At 55.0% G+C, this 17796-nt stretch carries 14 protein-coding genes and 1 pseudogene; 9 read left to right on the top strand and 6 right to left on the bottom strand.

Features of this window, described 5'->3' with window-relative positions; all coding sequences use genetic code 11:
• Positions 1 to 97: 97 nt before the first annotated feature.
• Both xylB and xylA read right to left on the bottom strand, forming a co-directional pair.
• Positions 98 to 1552 (bottom strand): xylulokinase, encoded by a 1455-nt coding sequence (gene xylB / locus AC4IBF_RS00805; RefSeq protein ID WP_491463110.1) that lies wholly within the window; start codon positions 1550 to 1552, stop codon positions 98 to 100.
• Between the two features lie 61 nt (positions 1553 to 1613).
• Positions 1614 to 2936, bottom strand: a complete 1323-nt coding sequence (xylA, locus tag AC4IBF_RS00800; protein ID WP_127732712.1) for a xylose isomerase — start codon at positions 2934 to 2936, stop codon at positions 1614 to 1616.
• 371 nt (positions 2937 to 3307) lie between these two features.
• Between xylA and xylF the strand changes: the two genes are divergently transcribed.
• From xylF to xylR, 4 genes are all read left to right on the top strand, one after another.
• A complete protein-coding gene (xylF, locus tag AC4IBF_RS00795) occupies positions 3308 to 4300 on the top strand; it encodes a D-xylose ABC transporter substrate-binding protein (protein ID WP_133293540.1) in 993 nt (330 codons plus the stop codon).
• 72 nt (positions 4301 to 4372) lie between these two features.
• The gene (locus AC4IBF_RS00790; protein ID WP_115876672.1) at positions 4373 to 5914 is read left to right on the top strand and encodes a xylose ABC transporter ATP-binding protein; all 1542 of its coding nucleotides are present in this window, start codon (positions 4373 to 4375) and stop codon (positions 5912 to 5914) included.
• Positions 5892 to 7073 carry a xylose ABC transporter permease XylH gene (gene xylH / locus AC4IBF_RS00785; RefSeq protein ID WP_133293538.1) on the top strand — a complete coding sequence of 394 codons (1182 nt, stop codon included), beginning with the start codon at positions 5892 to 5894 and terminating at the stop codon, positions 7071 to 7073. Before AC4IBF_RS00790 ends, xylH begins: the two co-directional genes overlap by 23 nt.
• A 33-nt stretch (positions 7074 to 7106) precedes the next feature.
• The gene (xylR, locus tag AC4IBF_RS00780) at positions 7107 to 8285 is read left to right on the top strand and encodes a D-xylose utilization transcriptional activator XylR (protein ID WP_371899134.1); all 1179 of its coding nucleotides are present in this window, start codon (positions 7107 to 7109) and stop codon (positions 8283 to 8285) included.
• A gap of 39 nt (positions 8286 to 8324) precedes the next feature.
• Here xylR and AC4IBF_RS00775 read toward each other — a convergent pair whose 3' ends face one another.
• Entirely contained in the window at positions 8325 to 9149 is an 825-nt protein-coding gene (locus tag AC4IBF_RS00775) for a protein bax (RefSeq protein WP_111964332.1), read from the bottom strand.
• 314 nt (positions 9150 to 9463) lie between these two features.
• Here AC4IBF_RS00775 and AC4IBF_RS00770 point away from each other — a divergent pair, with 314 nt between their 5' ends.
• From AC4IBF_RS00770 to AC4IBF_RS00750, 5 genes are all read left to right on the top strand, one after another.
• On the top strand, positions 9464 to 11494 hold the full coding sequence (locus tag AC4IBF_RS00770; RefSeq protein WP_133293537.1) for an alpha-amylase: 2031 nt from the start codon (positions 9464 to 9466) through the stop codon (positions 11492 to 11494).
• Between the two features lie 183 nt (positions 11495 to 11677).
• Positions 11678 to 12934: a valine--pyruvate transaminase gene (avtA, locus tag AC4IBF_RS00765; RefSeq protein WP_133293536.1), complete on the top strand. Its 1257-nt coding sequence runs from the start codon at positions 11678 to 11680 to the stop codon at positions 12932 to 12934.
• A gap of 317 nt (positions 12935 to 13251) precedes the next feature.
• Entirely contained in the window at positions 13252 to 13566 is a 315-nt protein-coding gene (locus AC4IBF_RS00760) for a hypothetical protein (RefSeq protein ID WP_491463109.1), read from the top strand.
• A gap of 29 nt (positions 13567 to 13595) precedes the next feature.
• Positions 13596 to 14432: a collagen-like triple helix repeat-containing protein gene (locus AC4IBF_RS00755; protein ID WP_240741466.1), complete on the top strand. Its 837-nt coding sequence runs from the start codon at positions 13596 to 13598 to the stop codon at positions 14430 to 14432.
• 90 nt (positions 14433 to 14522) lie between these two features.
• On the top strand, positions 14523 to 16241 hold the full coding sequence (locus AC4IBF_RS00750; protein WP_491463108.1) for a ShlB/FhaC/HecB family hemolysin secretion/activation protein: 1719 nt from the start codon (positions 14523 to 14525) through the stop codon (positions 16239 to 16241).
• Here the strand turns inward: AC4IBF_RS00750 and AC4IBF_RS00745 are convergent.
• The 3 genes and pseudogenes from AC4IBF_RS00745 to AC4IBF_RS00735 form a co-directional block, all read right to left on the bottom strand.
• A complete protein-coding gene (locus AC4IBF_RS00745) occupies positions 16225 to 16680 on the bottom strand; it encodes a 4Fe-4S dicluster domain-containing protein (protein ID WP_491463107.1) in 456 nt (151 codons plus the stop codon). The genes AC4IBF_RS00750 and AC4IBF_RS00745 overlap by 17 nt on opposite strands.
• Positions 16681 to 16683: 3 nt before the next feature.
• Positions 16684 to 16871: pseudogene (locus AC4IBF_RS00740) on the bottom strand (IclR family transcriptional regulator domain-containing protein); the annotation flags it as partial.
• A gap of 85 nt (positions 16872 to 16956) precedes the next feature.
• The gene (locus tag AC4IBF_RS00735; RefSeq protein ID WP_133293532.1) at positions 16957 to 17697 is read right to left on the bottom strand and encodes a MipA/OmpV family protein; all 741 of its coding nucleotides are present in this window, start codon (positions 17695 to 17697) and stop codon (positions 16957 to 16959) included.
• Positions 17698 to 17796: the final 99 nt, after the last annotated feature.

Here is a 17796-nt window from a genome sequence, read left to right as displayed (position 1 = left end):
TCTCCTCGCCGGTGGGTGTGACACCATACTGGCAAGGAAAGGAAGGCACGCACAGACCAAAAAAGGACATCCTCGTGCCTCTCCCGGACAAGCGTATTTACGACATCAGCGGCAGCAGCTGCTGGTAGATTTTACGGAATACCGCGCGCCTTTCCGCGTACCGCGCATGGTTTACCGCGTTCGGGAAATGCGCCTGCTCAAGGGTAAGCTGCGGCAGCAGTTGTGAAAGCGGTTGTTCCGGATGAATGGCTATCTGCGCCAGACGCGCGGCGCCGAGCGCGGGGCCAACATCCCCTCCCGTGCGGAAATCCAGCTGCAACCCGCTGATATCCGACAGCATTTGTCGCCAGTAAGGGCTTCGCGCACCGCCGCCAATCAGGGTGACGCTCGTCGGTTTCAGGCCGCAGTCGTGCACCACGTCCATCCCGTCGGCCAGCGCATAGCCCACCCCTTCCAGAACTGCACGCGCCAGTTTTGCCGGACCATGCTGATGGGTTAAGCCAAAAAACACCCCTTTCGCTTCCGGGTTGTTGTGCGGCGTACGTTCGCCGGAAAGATACGGTAAAAACCAGACGGTACCGGCATTTTCATCCGCCTGCTGTGCTGCGGCAATCAACGCAGGAACATCGGCCATCCCGGTCAGCTTCGCCGCCCAGTCCAGGCACGACGCTGCACTCAGCATCACTGACATCAAATGCCATTTTCCTGGCAGCGCATGACAGAAACTGTGCACAGCGCTTTCAGGATTACTACGATACCCATCGCTGACGGCAAAATAGACGCCAGAGGTTCCAAGCGACAGCATCGCCTGACCTGCCTCAACCATGCCGACGCCCACGGCACCCGCGGCATTGTCACCGCCCCCGGCAACCACCGGTACGGCAGGCATATTCCAGCGTTCCGCAACGTCCGGCAGCAACGAGCCTGTTACCTCGCTACCTTCGAACAGCGCGGGCATGTGTTCCCGGGTTAGATGGCAAGCATCCAGCATCGCCTCGCTCCAGTCGCGTTTCGCCACGTCGAGCCACATCGTGCCTGCGGCATCGGACATGTCGGAAGCAAAATCGCCCGTCATACGAAAGCGCAGATAGTCTTTCGGCAACAGAACTTTCGCCACCTGACGGAAAATCTCCGGCTCGTGTCGCTGCACCCACAGCAGTTTGGGCGCAGTAAAGCCGGGCATCATCAGGTTGCCGGTAATTTCACGAGACGTGGGTACATGCGCCTCAAGAAGCGCGCACTCTTCCGCACAGCGGCCATCGTTCCAGAGAATGGCGGGTCGCAACACGCGATGCTCGCTATCCAGCAAGGTTGCACCGTGCATTTGCCCGGCAATCCCCAGCGCTTTCACGTCACGCAGAGAATGCTGTTCACCTAACCCCTTGATTGCACGATCCGTTGCCTGCCACCACTGCTCCGGGTCCTGTTCCGACCACAGCGGATGCGGACGTGAAACCTGCAGCTTTTCTGTCTGCGTTGCTAACACCTCGCCCTGCTCGCTTAACAGGATGGCTTTCACACCCGATGTGCCCAGATCGATCCCGATATACATTGCGGTGACTCCTTTGACAGAAATGCCCGGTGTCGCTTCCGCGTACCGGGCCTGGATGCTGTTATTTATCGAACAGGTAGTGATTAACCAGATTTTCCAGCAGTTCCTGGTGCCCGCTCTGGTGCTGCGGCGCCAGCTGATGTTGTTCAGCGTACTTCGCGATGTCCGCAAGCGATAACTGCCCTTTCAAAATTTGCTGGCCCAGCTCACTGTTCCAGCCGCTGTAGCGCTTCGCCACGCGTTTATCGAGCTCGCCGTCTTCAATCATACGTGCCGCCACCTTCAGCGCCAGCGCCATGGTGTCCATCGCGCCAATGTGGCCGTAGAACAGATCGTATTTGTCGGTGCTCTGGCGACGCACCTTGGCGTCAAAGTTCAGGCCACCGGTGGTGAAACCGCCCGCTTTGACGATCTCGTACATCACCAGCGCATTCTCTTCCACGCTGTTCGGGAACTGATCGGTGTCCCAGCCCAGCTGCGCGTCGCCACGGTTCGCATCGACCGAGCCGAAGATGCCCAGCGCAATCGCAGACGCGATCTCGTGGTGGAAAGAGTGGCCCGCCAGCGTGGCGTGATTGGCCTCAATGTTCACTTTGATCTCTTTTTCCAGACCAAACTGCTTCAGGAAGCCATACACCGTCGCCACGTCGTAGTCATACTGATGCTTCGTTGGTTCCTGCGGCTTCGGCTCAATCAACAGCGTGCCGCGGAAGCCAATTTTGTGCTTGTGGTCGACAACCATCTGCATAAAGCGGCCAATCTGCTCGCGCTCCTGACGCAGATCGGTGTTGAGCAGGGTTTCATAGCCTTCACGTCCGCCCCACAGGACATAGTTTTCGCCGCCCAGCTGATGCGTGGCGTTCATTGCCGTCACCACCTGCGTGGCCGCCCAGCTAAACACTTCCGGATCCGGGTTGGTTGCCGCACCCGCGCCGTAGCGTGGGTTAGTGAAGCAGTTTGCCGTGCCCCAGAGCAGCTTCACGCCGCTTTGCTGCTGTTTTGCTGCCAGTACATCCACCATCTGTGCAAAGTTGTTCAGATACTCTTTCAGCGATGCGCCTTCCGGCGACACGTCGACGTCATGGAAGCAGTAGTACGGCACGTTCAGCTTGTGGAAGAACTCAAACGCAACGTCGGCTTTGCGCTTTGCCAGTTCGATGGCCTCACCCGGCTGCTGCCATGGGCGATCAAAGGAGCCCACGCCGAACATATCGGCGCCATTCCAGCAGAAGGTATGCCAGTAACAGGCGGCAAAGCGCAGATGATCTTCCATGCGCTTACCCAGCACCAGCTCATCCGGGTTGTAGTGACGAAATGCTAAAGGATTGGTCGTTTTCGGGCCTTCGTAACGAACACGATCGAGTTGGTCGAAATAAGCTTGCATATTGAGCTCCATAATCAGGGTATGCGGCGAGTCGTTGATACAGGAGTAATAGTGAATAGACATTTTGGGTTGCTCAATTACGTTATTTCACACTGCTATTGAGAGAATGCACAACTGTGCGCTGGCTCGCAAAATAATGCGCAGACAAACTATTTTTCGGCGCATATTCCAGAATCAAATGTAATTAAGACGTTACGTATTTTAAAATCCGATCGCGGTCATAAATTCAGAAATAAACCAAATATCATAATGCGAAGATAAAAATCTGTAATTGCCAGCCCGCCTTTCCGCGTTAAAAATTTGCTGCGTCCCAGCAGTGAATGTTTCTTTTATCTCAGCAACACATACCCCTACAAAAAGGCCTAATAATTATGAAGATAAAGAACCTGACTCTAACGCTCTGCGCTACGCTCCTCCTTGCAAGCTTTGCAGGACATGCCAAAGAGGTCAAAATTGGCATGGCGATTGACGACCTGCGCCTGGAGCGCTGGCAAAAAGATCGCGATATTTTTGTTAAAAAAGCAGAATCCCTCGGCGCCAGCGTGTTTGTTCAGTCGGCTAACGGCAACGAAGAAACACAAATGTCGCAGATTGAGAATATGATTAACCGTGGCGTCGATGTGCTGGTCATTATCCCCTATAACGGCCAGGTATTAAGTAACGTGGTGAAAGAAGCCAAACAGGAAGGCATTAAAGTCCTGGCCTATGACCGCATGATTAATAATGCGGACATAGATTATTATATTTCGTTCGACAATGAAAAAGTCGGGGAATTACAGGCGCAAAGCCTGATCGACAAAGTGCCTCAGGGCAATTATTTCCTGATGGGCGGCTCTCCGGTGGATAACAACGCCAAGCTGTTCCGCGAAGGGCAAATGAAAGTCCTTAAACCGTACATCGACAACGGGAAAATTAAAGTGGTCGGCGATCAGTGGGCCGACGGCTGGCTGCCAGAAAACGCGCTGAAGATTATGGAAAACGCGCTGACGGCCAACAACAACAAAATTGATGCGGTTGTGGCCTCCAACGATGCCACCGCAGGCGGTGCTATCCAGGCCCTGAGTGCACAGGGGCTGGCCGGTAAAGTCGCCATTTCAGGACAGGATGCCGATCTGGCTGGCGTAAAACGCATCATCGCAGGCACCCAAACCATGACGGTCTACAAACCGATTACCGAGCTTGCCAATACGGCGGCGGAAATCGCCGTGGAACTGGGCAATGGCAAGCAGCCTAAAGCAGACGCAACGCTAAATAACGGACTGAAAGACGTTCCGGCTCGCCTGCTCACCCCTATTGAAGTCAATAAAGAGAACATTGACGCCACCGTCATTAAAGACGGCTTCCACAAGAAGAGCGAACTGTAATCCGGCGCGGCCCCTGCTCTGCGGGGGCGCATCACGTTGTACTGTTCTTCCCTCGGGTTATGTGGAGCAGTTATGCCTTATTTACTTGAAATGAAAAGCATCACCAAGCGCTTCGGCACGGTGAAAGCCGTCGATAACGTCAGCCTCCGGTTGAACCCCGGCGAAGTGGTTTCGCTGTGTGGCGAGAACGGCTCGGGCAAGTCGACGCTGATGAAAGTGCTGTGCGGGATCTACCCGCACGGCAGCTACGAAGGCGAAATCGTCTTTGCCGGTGAAGTTATCCAGGCGACTCACATTCGTGATACCGAACGTAAAGGCATCGCCATCATCCATCAGGAACTGGCGCTGGTGAAGCATCTCACCGTGCTGGAGAACATTTTCCTCGGGGCCGAAATTTCCCGCCACGGCGTGCTGGATTACGACACCATGACGCTCCGCTGTGAAAAGCTGCTGGCGCAGGTGAGCCTCAGCATTTCACCGGATACCCGCGTGGGCGACCTGGGCCTTGGGCAACAGCAGCTGGTCGAAATAGCGAAAGCGCTCAATAAACAGGTCAGGCTGCTGATCCTTGATGAGCCTACAGCCTCGCTCACCGAACAGGAAACCGCGGTTCTGCTCAATATCATCCGCGATCTGCAAAACCACGGCATCGCCTGCATCTACATTTCACACAAGCTGAACGAGGTTAAAGCCATTTCGGATACCATCTGCGTGATCCGCGACGGGCAGCACATCGGCACGCGTGAAGCCGCCGGGATGAGCGAAGATGACATCATCACCATGATGGTAGGGCGCGAGCTGACGGCGCTCTACCCGAATGAGCCTCACACCAAAGGTGATGAAGTGCTGCGCGTGGAAAACCTGACCGCGTGGCACCCCGTTAACCGCCACATCAGGCGCGTCAATAACGTCTCGTTTTCTCTGCACAGCGGCGAAATTCTCGGTATTGCCGGGTTAGTCGGCGCCGGGCGCACGGAGGCCGTACAGTGTCTTTTTGGCGTGTGGCCGGGGCGCTGGGAGGGCACGATTTATATCGACGGCCAGCCGGTGAAAATCGACAACTGCCAGCAGGCGATCGCCCGCGGCATTGCCATGGTGCCGGAAGATCGTAAAAAAGACGGCATCGTGCCGGTCATGGCGGTGGGGAAAAACATTACGCTGGCGGCGCTCGATCGCTTCTCCGGCGCGCTGAGCAGCCTGGACGATGCCGCAGAGCAACAGTGCATCCTCCAGTCACTCGCCCGTCTCAAGGTCAAAACCTCCTCTCCGGAACTGGCGATTGGTCGCCTGAGCGGCGGCAACCAGCAAAAAGCCATTCTGGCGCGCTGCCTGCTGCTTAATCCACGCATATTAATCCTTGATGAACCGACGCGCGGGATTGATATCGGTGCCAAATATGAAATCTACAAACTGATTAATCAGCTTGTACAGCAAGGGATTGCCGTCATTGTCATTTCGTCTGAGTTACCCGAAGTGCTCGGCCTGAGCGACCGCGTGCTGGTCATGCATGAGGGGAAACTGAAAGCCAACCTGATTAACCAGAACCTGACGCAGGAGCAGGTGATGGAAGCCGCTTTAAGGAGCGAACGTCATGTCGAAAAGCAATCCGTCTGAGATCAAAGTCGCCGTTCCGACGCCCGGTGCGTTCGCAGGGCTAAAAGCGCTGAACCTGCAGGTCTTCGTGATGATCGCGGCCATTATCGTCATCATGCTGTTCTTTACCTGGATGACCGATGGCTCGTACTTAAGCGCGCGAAACGTCTCCAACCTGCTCCGCCAGACCGCCATCACCGGCATCCTGGCCGTGGGCATGGTGTTCGTGATTATCTCCGCGGAGATCGATCTGTCGGTCGGGTCGATGATGGGACTTCTCGGCGGCGTGGCGGCGATTTTTGACGTATGGCTCGGCTGGCCTCTGCCGCTGACCGTAGCGGTCACGCTGGTGCTGGGTCTGGTTCTGGGGGCCTGGAACGGCTGGTGGGTAGCCTATCGTAAAGTGCCGTCGTTCATTGTCACCCTGGCGGGGATGCTGGCCTTCCGCGGGATCTTAATCGGCATCACTAACGGCACCACCGTCTCCCCGACCAGTGCAGCCATGTCGCAGATTGGCCAGAGTTACCTCTCAGATAGCGTGGGCTTTTCCATCGGCGTGGTGGGATTGCTGGCGTTTGTCGCATGGCAGTGGCGTGGACGCATGCGCCGTCAGGCGTTGGGGCTCGCTTCTCCGGCGTCAACGTCGGTGGTGGGGCGTCAGGCGCTCACGGCGGTCATTGTGCTGGGCGCCATCTGGCTTTTAAACGACTACCGCGGTGTCCCGACACCCGTCCTGCTGCTGGCACTTTTACTGTTGGGCGGTATGTTTATGGCGACGCGCACCGCGTTTGGCCGCCGTATTTATGCCATTGGCGGCAACCTTGAGGCTGCTCGGCTTTCGGGTATTAACGTCGAACGCACCAAACTCGCGGTCTTCGCCATTAACGGCCTGATGGTCGCTATCGCCGGGCTGATCCTCAGCTCGCGTCTGGGCGCCGGTTCTCCCTCCGCCGGTAACATCGCCGAGCTGGATGCTATCGCCGCCTGCGTCATTGGCGGCACCAGCCTCGCAGGGGGTATCGGGAGCGTGGCGGGCGCGGTCATGGGGGCATTTATCATGGCGTCGTTGGATAACGGGATGAGTATGATGGACGTCCCGACGTTTTGGCAGTATATCGTCAAGGGGGCCATTCTTTTACTCGCAGTCTGGATGGACTCGGCCACCAAGCGACGGGCCTGATAACCGTATTGTGACTTAATTGGGAAGTGAGCCATGTTTGAAAAGCGTCACCGCATTACGTTGTTATTCAATGCCAATAAAGCCTACGACCGTCAGGTGGTGGAAGGTGTTGGTGAATATTTGCAGGCGTCGCAATCTGAATGGGACATTTTTATTGAAGAAGATTTTCGCACCCGTCTGGAGAACATCAAAGACTGGCTGGGCGATGGCGTCATCGCCGACTATGACGATCCCGTCATCGAACAGTTGCTGACCGACGTCGACGTTCCGATTGTGGGCGTCGGCGGCTCCTACCATTCGCCCGAACACTATCCTCCGGTTCACTATATTGCCACCGATAACCATGCCCTGGTCGAGGCCGCCTTTCTCCATTTAAAAGAGAAAGGCGTCCACCGCTTTGCGTTTTACGGCCTACCCGCCACCAGCGGCAAGCGCTGGGCCGTTGAGCGTGAACACGCGTTTTGCCAGCTGGTCGTGCAGGAGAAGTATCGCGGCGTGGTCTATCAGGGGCTGGAAACCGCGCCGGAAAACTGGCAGCACGCGCAAAACCGCCTCGCTGACTGGCTGCAAACGCTGCCGCCGCAAACCGGTATCATTGCCGTAACGGACGCGCGTGCGCGCCACGTGCTGCAGGTCTGCGAACACTTACATATTCCGGTGCCCGAAAAGCTGTGCGTGATTGGCATTGATAATGAAGAACTGACCCGCTATCTGTCCCGCGTGGCGCTTTCCTCCGTTGCCCAGGGCACTCGTCAGATGGGCTATCAGGCGGCGAAGCTGCTGCATCGCCTGCTCGATAAAGAATCTCTGCCGCTTCAGCGCCTGCTGGTGCCTCCTGTTCGCGTCGTAGAACGTCGTTCAACCGATTATCGCTCCTTAAGCGACCCGGCCGTCATTCAGGCCATGCACTATATTCGCAACCACGCCTGCAAAGGGATTAAGGTCGATCAGGTGCTGGATTCGGTGGGTATTTCGCGTTCGAATCTGGAGAAGCGTTTTAAAGAAGAGGTGGGCGAAACTATTCATGCCGTCATCCATGCTGAAAAGCTGGAGAAAGCACGCAGCCTGCTCATCTCCACATCGCTGTCGATCAACGAAATCTCGCAGATGTGCGGTTACCCGTCGCTGCAATATTTTTATTCGGTGTTTCGCAAAGAGTATGACACCACGCCGAAAGAGTATCGGGATCGCCACAGCGAGGTGCTGATCTAGAAAAGAAAACGCCTTCCGGTGGAAGGCGTTTTTTTGAGATTACATATGGGCGGCGATTAAGCGCTGGTTATCCTGGTACATAGCAAACAGATAGTTGTTATAGCTCTGTCCCTTCGTCGAATACCCTTTCAGCTTGTGGATCATCGTACTGGCCGTCACTTCCTGGTCCGCTTTACGCAGCTGAGCGCGTGATTTACGGAACGATGAGTAGGCCGGGTGCGTGTTCAGATTCACCACATAGGCGCTAACGGAATCTTTCACGGATTCAAACTGCGAATAGCCTTTCACTTTGCCCGGCGCATTAGTACAACGGCCTTTCACGCATTTCATGCCGAAAAGGTTGTTGTTGCTACGCGCAAGCTTAGAAGTCCCCCAGCCGCTTTCGGCAGCAGCCATGGTCGCAACCATGCTGCCCGGGATGATATCCACACGCTCAAGGAGAGCATTCCACGGCACACGACGCGTGTTACCGTTCCAGCTCAGCTTGTAGCGCTTCGTGATATCCTTCAGGCGCGCGCGCTCGGATGGCGACCAGCGGCTATCGTACTGTTTGGAAATCAGCCAGTTACGATCCGCAGTAATCGCGGCATTTTGACTCGTGATGTAAGGCATTACCGTCCGGAGAAACGCTTTTTTCCTTGGTGTTCCGGAAGGGTATTTTCGCAAATCAGGAAGTGAACTACTCTTTGCACTATTGCGAGAATACTCTTGTTTACTGCTAACCTTACTACTTGTCGTCTTTATTACGTGGGCTTTCTTACTCGTTGTATCCGTGTGCGTCTTCGCAAGCACCTCACCCGAAAATGCCGTGGTGAGTAACATGAGTATCGCAGCCCCATATCGTCGAATGGGAGTCGATATCATTAGGTCTCCTGGTCGGATGTAATCATCCTAACACCTTATTTTTTTCACAAATTTGAGAGCGGAATCTCAAATCATATCAAAAATAGACTTCAAGAGCACGTATAGAAATAGTCCAATTCCGAAACTATGTCACCTGAAACTTGCTCATAAAATCATCATTCCACAAAAACTGTGTGCGCTATCGCAGATAACTACCTAATTTTGCGCGAGATCACTCATCCTCACGCATCCTCCTGGCAGAAACCGACAGGGGATGAGTTTTTGCCCCTCGCCTGATGGCACACTGGTCAAAAATGCCGCGACAGGAAAAAGGAATGAAACGTACCGCATTAGCCTTTCTGATGTTACCCGCACTGGCGCATGCCGACTGGTCATCGCCAGGGTTTAGCGCATTTAGCGCCGAAGGCACCGGGGTCTTCACCAGCCAGGCAAAGCTTGCGAAGGGTACGCGTCCTCTTACGCTGAGTTTTGACAAGACGTGCTGGCAGCCTACAGGTGCGATAAAACTCAATGAGATGCTGTCGCTCAAGCCCTGTGACGGCACGCCGCCGCAGTGGCGCCTTTTCCGCGACGGTGAATACCAGATGCGGATTGATACCCGCTCCGGCACGCCCACCCTGCTGCTGACGATTCAGAGCGCCGCAGAACAGCCGGTTGCAAACGTCATCCGTCAGTGTCCGAAGTGGGACGGTAAGCCGCTGACGCTGGACGTCAGCCATACCTTCCCGGAAGGCTCCGTCGTGCGCGACTACTACAGTAAACAGACGACGACGGTGCAGAATGGAAACATCACTCTGCAGCCAGCCGTCAACAGTAACGGCCTGCTGCTGCTTGAGCGCGCCGAAACCGACAGGCCTGCGCCGTTTAGCTGGCAAAATGCCACCGTCTATTTTGTGCTGACCGACCGCTATGCTAATGGTGACCCGGGTAACGACAACAGCTACGGTCGCCATAAAGACGGCATGCAGGAGATTGGCACTTTCCACGGTGGCGACCTCAAGGGGCTCGCCGGCAAGCTCGATTATTTACAGCAGCTGGGAGTGAACGCGCTCTGGATAAGCTCCCCGCTTGAGCAGATCCACGGCTGGGTCGGCGGTGGCACCAAAGGAGATTTTCCTCACTACGCCTATCACGGCTACTACACCCAGGACTGGACAAAACTCGACGCCAACATGGGCACCGAAGATGATTTACGCCATCTTGTCGACGAAGCGCACATGCGCGGGATCCGCATTCTGTTCGATATCGTTATGAACCACGCTGGCTATGCCACGCTTGCAGACATGCAGGAGTATCAGTTTGGAGCCCTGTACCTGCAGGGTGACGAGCTGAAAAAGACGCTGGGAGAACGCTGGACGGACTGGAAGCCGGGCGCGGGACAAAGCTGGCACAGCTTTAACGACTACATCAACTTCGGCGATAAAGCCGCATGGGAAAAATGGTGGGGTAAAAAGTGGATCCGCACCGACATCGGTGATTACGACAACCCCGGTTTTGATGATTTAACAATGTCGCTGGCGTTTTTACCCGATCTGAAAACGGAATCCACCGTCCCTTCCGGGTTGCCCAATTTCTATCAATACAAGCCCGATACCCACGCGAAAGCGATTCCGGGCTATACCCCGCGCGACTACCTGACCCACTGGCTCAGCCAGTGGGTACGTGACTACGGCATCGACGGTTTTCGGGTGGATACAGCGAAACACGTTGAGCTTGCGGCCTGGCAACAGCTGAAAGACCAGGCAAGCCAGGCGCTGGCTGCCTGGAAAGGCGCTCACCCGGACAAAAAGATCGACGACGCACCGTTCTGGATGACCGGGGAATCCTGGGGCCACGGCGTCATGCAGAGCGATTATTACCGCCACGGCTTCGATGCGATGATCAACTTTGATTATCAGGAACAGGCGGCAAAAGCGGTGGATTGCCTGGCCGATATGGATCTCACCTGGCAGCAGATGGCGGAAAAGCTGCAAAACTTCAACGTGCTGAGCTATCTCTCATCACACGATACGCGTCTGTTCCGCGAAGGGGGCCAGCGCGCGGCGGAGCTGCTCCTGCTGGCGCCGGGCAGCGTGCAAATCTATTACGGGGATGAGTCTGAGCGTCCATTCGGGCCAACAGGCTCCGACCCGCTGCAGGGCACCCGTTCGGATATGAACTGGCAGGACGTTACGGGCAAGCAGGCCTCAACCGTCGCCCACTGGCAAACGCTGGGTCAGTTCCGCGCCCGCCACCCGGCGATAGGTGAAGGCAAACAAACCACGCTGTCGCTGAAAGAGGGATATGGCTTCGTACGTGAACATGATGGCGATAAGGTGATGGTCGTCTGGGCGGGGAATCAGTAGATCATCCCCCTCACCCTAACCCTCTCCCCATGGGGAGAGGGGAGGAGCTCCAGAACTATTCACTACACAAACCCACTCTCGCCCTATAAAACAACAAATCCGACCACACCACCCGATTTGCACCAGCACGGTGCTAGCGTTATGGTTACCCACTTTCAAAATAAGCTCGACAGATCACCTGCTATGACGTTTTCACTTTTCGGCGACAAATTTACCCGCCATTCAGGCATTACTCGCCTGATGGAGGACCTCAACGACGGGCTGCGCACACCGGGCGCAATCATGCTCGGCGGCGGAAACCCGGCTCAAATTCCGGAGATGACGACCTATTTCCAGACGCTGCTCGCTCAGATGCTGGAAAGCGGCAAAGCAACCGATGCGCTTTGCAATTACGACGGCCCGCAAGGTAAAACCGAACTGCTGGCACTCCTCGCCGAAATGCTGCGTGACGAGCTGGGCTGGGATATCGAACCACAGAATATTGCACTAACAAACGGCAGCCAGAGCGCATTTTTCTACTTGTTTAACCTGTTCGCAGGGCGTCGCGCCGACGGCACCACCAAAAAAGTGCTGTTCCCGCTGGCGCCGGAGTATATCGGCTATGCCGATTCCGGCCTGGAAGAGGATCTGTTCGTCTCCGCGCGCCCGAACATCGAGCTGCTGCCGGAAGGCCAGTTCAAATATCACGTCGATTTTGAACACCTGCATATTGGTGAAGAGACGGGCATGATCTGCGTATCGCGCCCGACTAACCCAACGGGCAATGTGATCACCGATGACGAACTGATGAAGCTGGATGCACTGGCAAATCAGCACGGCATTCCGCTGGTAATCGATAACGCCTACGGCGTACCGTTCCCGGGCATTATCTTCAGCGAAGCACGTCCGCTGTGGAACCCGAACATTGTCCTGTGCATGAGCCTCTCTAAGCTGGGCCTGCCGGGCAGCCGCTGCGGCATCATCATCGCCAATGAGAAAATCATCACCGCCATTACCAATATGAACGGTATTATCAGCCTTTCACCGGGCGGCATTGGCCCGGCGATGATGTGCGAGATGATCAAACGCAAGGATCTGCTGCGTCTGTCGAATGACGTGATTAAGCCTTTCTATTACCAGCGCGTTCAGGAAACAATCGCGACAATTCGCCGCTATTTGTCGGAAGAACGCTGCCTGATCCACAAGCCTGAAGGAGCGATTTTCCTGTGGCTGTGGTTTAAGGATTTGCCTATCACTACTGAACTGCTCTACCAGCGCCTTAAAAAGCGCGGCGTGCTGATGGTTCCGGGCGATTATTTCTTCCCGGGACTGGATAAGCCATGGCCCCATACCCATCAGTGCATGCGCATGAACTACGTACCCGACCCGGAAAAAATCGAAGCGGGGGTTAAAATTCTCGCCGAAGAAATCGAAAAAGCCTGGCTCGAAGGCAATTGTTAAATAATTAGGCTCTTCAAATGAAGAGCCTTATTTTTCCGCGATCTGAATCTTACAATAAGGATATACCCTGTAGCGATTCATTTATCATCCCCATTGAGTTTTCTTAGGAATATTCCTTTAATTTACGCCCACTAACTACTCTCTCAATAATTAAGCACCGATTAAACACCCTAACTTATTGTTATTTTAAATAACCACCTACACCGAAGAAAAATACCTTCTTCAGCCACTTTCATGCATATTTAAAAATACTGCATATACTCACTAATACGCCGCTCGGCGTTCTTTTGCGTGGAGTATTCATATGCTACCTAATAATGTTAGTCGCATCAGCGCTATTGCTGTTGCGGTACTGCTCGCGTTCTCTCTTTCTGCCTGTAGTGGAAGCGGTGGGGGATCTCACTCAACAGCCAAAAATAACCCTGCAACGGGAAGCAGCAGCGGCTCAGATGATGGAAGTGGCACAACCGCGAGCAATGGCGGTTCGGGCAGCAACGGATCGGGCACCGGAACGGGTTCAGGTACCGGGACAGGCGCTGGTGACGGAACGGGTTCTGGTTCAGGATCGGGCTCAGGCTCAGGCTCAGGCTCAGGCTCAGGGGGCAGTGGAGGAACAACTACCGCAGGCGTAAATACGATACTGGGTGATGCTGGTAAAACCGTGACCAGCGTCGGATCCACTGTGGATGGCCTCGGAAGCCAGCTTCAAACAAATAATCCCGTCACGTCAACCGTTTCAACCACCGTCAGCGGTGTTGGCAGTGCCGTGTCCACCGTGGGGACAGGCGTCACGACTGGCGTTGGCGATCCAAACAACCCGAACGGTGTGGGTACAACGGTTAAAGGCGTGACCACGTCGGTCACCTCCCTCGGCAATACCGTTTCAACGGTAGGCACGGGTCTGGCGAGTTCCACTTCCGGAACACCGGTCAGCGGCGTAACGGGCCTGACGGGCAGCGTGGTAAACAGTTCCGGGCAACTGGTCAGTAACACCGGCACGGGTCTCACCAACACGGTAAGCAGCCCTGCAGTCACTCAGGTAACAACCGATACCACGACCCTGGCTAACAAGACGCTGGGCGGAGTACAAGGCGTGACGCAAACCGTAGGCACCACAACGGGTCTCGGCACACCGGTCAACGGTCTGCTGACCCAGGTGGGTGGCACCGTCAGCGGCGTAGGGACCAACATTAGCAGCAGCAATAGCGGGCTTAGCGGTGTCGGTCAGGTCGTTCAAAATGTCGGCCAGACGGTCACGGATAGCGGTACGCTAGTGAAACCCACATCAACCACCGGAGGCAGCGGCACAGGATCTCTGACGGCCGATGCCAATGTGACAGCCACAAACAATAGCCTGAGCACAACGGTCAATACCACCCTCAATACGCTGACGGCGGGTGTAACGGCCAATGCAGGCACAACCCAAAATACATCTACGACAAACCCGATTAATGGGCTCAACACGTTAACCACGAGTCTACTGACGTCAAAACAGTAATCCTTTTATTGCCTGTCTGCGCCCCTGGTTCAGGGGCGCTTTATTCAGCGACACTTACCCCAACCGGGGATGACGAACAGGGATTGCGCGATGAAACACCACTTCCTTTTTTCGCTGACGGGGCTGGTTGTGCTGAGCATGGCCCGCGCCGATACTCTGCCCTCTATTATTAACCCCGATAACCCGGCACAAGTTTCTCGTAACGTTGCCCCCGAACAGACTGAAGCCGTTCAACAGCCGACCGTCAAAATAGAAAAACCGAAGTCAACGCTGACGCCTGAAACGCCCATTACCATTAATCACATTCAGTTTATTGGCGGCACGCGTTATTCCTTGAAGGAATTACTTCAGCCCTTCAGACCTTACGCCGGAAAAACCGTGCCGCTAAAAACGCTCACGGGGCTGGTAAACGATATTACGGCGCGCTACAAGGCTGACGGTTTTCCGCTCTCTTATGCCTGGCTGCCCGATAATAATTTCCAGCAGGGCAATATTAAAATTGTTCTGGTTGAAGGCTATGTCGCTCATAGCGACATCACCAGTAATAACCCCCACATCGCTGAACGTCTTAAACGTCTGTCCGAAAAAATCATGGCGAAAAAACCGCTTTCACAGGATACGTTCGATCGCTACAGCCAGCTGATGACGCGCACCCCGAACGTTCCGGTTACGGCTAACGCGCAGTTGCCAACCAATATCTATGGCGCGGCGGCGATGCAAATAACCGGCAACCAGGAGCGGAGCTGGAATATCGCCTCGACAATCGATACCCGTAAAGGGCAAGATTTAATGATGCTGAACGGCACACTCAGCAACATGACAAGCTATGGCGATCAGCTTGGCGTGGCCACGCTTGTGCCGTTAGATAGCAACACGCGAAAAAACTATGTCGGGCTCAACTGGCAGCAGTTTTTAAACGATGAAGGGCTGACGATACAGCTCAAAGGCAGCTATTACCATGAAGAGCCGCGAGATTTTTCTCCCCTGCTCTCTTTGCCGAATAATATCAGCGTCGATTCGAAGCAAAAAACAACGCAATACAACGGCGGCGTGACGTTTGGCTATCCCCTGCTGCTGACGCAAAAATCACAAATTAATCTGACCAGCGGTTTTGATTACACCGACCGCCAGGATGATTACGCTCTGCAGGCCAGACTGCAGGGCAAAACCTATAGCCTTGACTCCGTCAACCAGCACGCGCGTTATCCCGCCCTGGAAGTCGGCATCAACGGTGCACATCAATTCACAACCGCCAGCATCAGCGGCCGACTCAACGTTCGTCAGGGGATTGATGCGATGGGTGCCGATATCGTCTCGGCCCCCAGGCCCGATATTAATTTTACACTCACGAAAAGCTATCTGGACGCAGCCTGGCTGTTTGCCGATAAATGGCGGCTATCAACGTCCTGGGAGGGGGACTGGTCAAACAACACGTTGCCCGAGCCCGAACGCGTTAGCTTCGGTGCCCAGCGCTTTGGCCGAGGATATCAGGACAGTGAAGCAAGCGGTGACTACGGCTACGGCGGGCAGGTAGAACTGCGCTATATCCAGATGCGAAAAGAGAGCACCTGGCTTGCCACCATCCAGCCCTATATCCTGGCCGATACCGCGCAAACCTGGTTTAACACGCCCGGTTTGCCCCATCAACGGCTCGGGTCAGTGGCAACCGGCGTGATGTTAGGCGATACGCGCCACTATAGCATCACGGTTGAGGCGGCAAGACCCGTCGGGGATGTTCCGACAGACAGTCGCAACAGAGACTGGCGCTACAGCCTGACGTTTACCTGGAATTTCAATAAAATGCAGTAAGCTTTTCAGCCCGAAGACTGGCAGGATCAACACAGCGCAGCGCGTGGGTTGGACAGGCCTCCACGCAGGCCGGTCCGCCTTCGCGATGCAGGCACAAATCACATTTCAGCGCTTGTGCCTTACCCCCATCCAGACGCACCTGCATCGCCCCAAACGGACAGGCGACCATGCAACTTTTACAGCCAATACAGCGCGTCTGCTCAACAAGCCAGGCGCCTGCCGTACGTCTGATGGCATGGGTTGGGCAGACATTGGCACAGGGGGCGTCCTCGCACTGATGGCAACCCACAGCCGTAGTGTAGGCGTCCCCCTTCACCACCCGCAGGCGAGAGGTAAAAGCCTGTGCGGTGAAGTTGTCCTGATGCGCAACCGCACAGGCCACTTCACAGGTGCGGCACCCGATGCATTTTTCCGCATCCGCCATGATACATCGGTTCATCTGTTACGCCTCTCGTACGTTAAAACCCAGCTCTTTTGAGATCGCATACGGAACGCGGCCGTGGATATCAAACACCAGCTCATCATACATGGCGCTCAGTTCAGTGATGGTGTTCCGCGTCAAAGGTTGGATCTCAACGCCATGTAGATCTTGCCCATTGCGGAGCAGTAGAGAGGCATATGCTGGCCGATTCAGATCCCGGATATGCAGCAGGAACTGCTCGACAGGCACGATCGTAGGCCGGGTAAGGCGAACCTGCCCCCCGGCTTTACCGCATCAGAAACGCCAGGTCAGGCCGGTCATCAGCGCGAAGCTGTCATCGCGGTCGATCATCGGGCTGTTCTTCACGTCGTCAGGCAACACGGTGTAAACCGCGCTGGCGTTGAGGTACAGATTCTGGGTTAACTGATATTTAGCCGCCAGGCCAACGTATGGCGTCCAACTGTCGCCAGCGGTGTATTTATCCAGTCCGGAGCGGCGAGACTCGCTGCCGGATACGCCGTAGTAATAGTCGTTATAGCTTTCGTCGCTGTAGAAAACACCAACAGAAGGTGTCAGGGTCAGGCGCTCCATTTTGATCGGACGGAAGTACGATACCTCGCCCACCACGCCGCCGCTTTCATCCATCGCATCGCCAGAAACGGCCACTTTCAGCGACCCCCAGCTTTCGTGACGGTAGTACGCCCCACCGAGGAACGCAGATGCTTTACGCTCATCAAGCTGCTTCATCTGATGATCGTCGTTGTCATCAGGATCGAAATGCAGCGGCATCCACGTTGCGGTCAGGCTGAGTTCATTTTTTGCGTCTTTCCACAAGATCCATCCACCCGTGGTCTGGCGAACATAAAAGCGATCGCCTTCGTAGCTAATTAACGGTACTGCGGTAGTATTTTCGTTATAGCCTTTGTAAGGAGACTCATTAAATACAGCCCCCGCTCCAAGTGAAAAATCACCAGCCATGGCAGACGTTGATGCAAATAACGTGGCCGCGATGAGTAAATTGTATTTAATAGTCATTCTATGTAATCCATTTAAATGCCAAACAAGCGAGGCGCATAATAATGGTTACAAAATTGCCAATGCAACGCTGCGGTTTATATAATATTATATATAAAA

It is taken from the genome of Enterobacter sp. Taxon_8 (assembly GCF_058354585.1).
The sequence above is the reverse complement of the archived record's forward strand: the minus strand, read 5'-3'. Positions and strand labels throughout refer to the sequence as shown.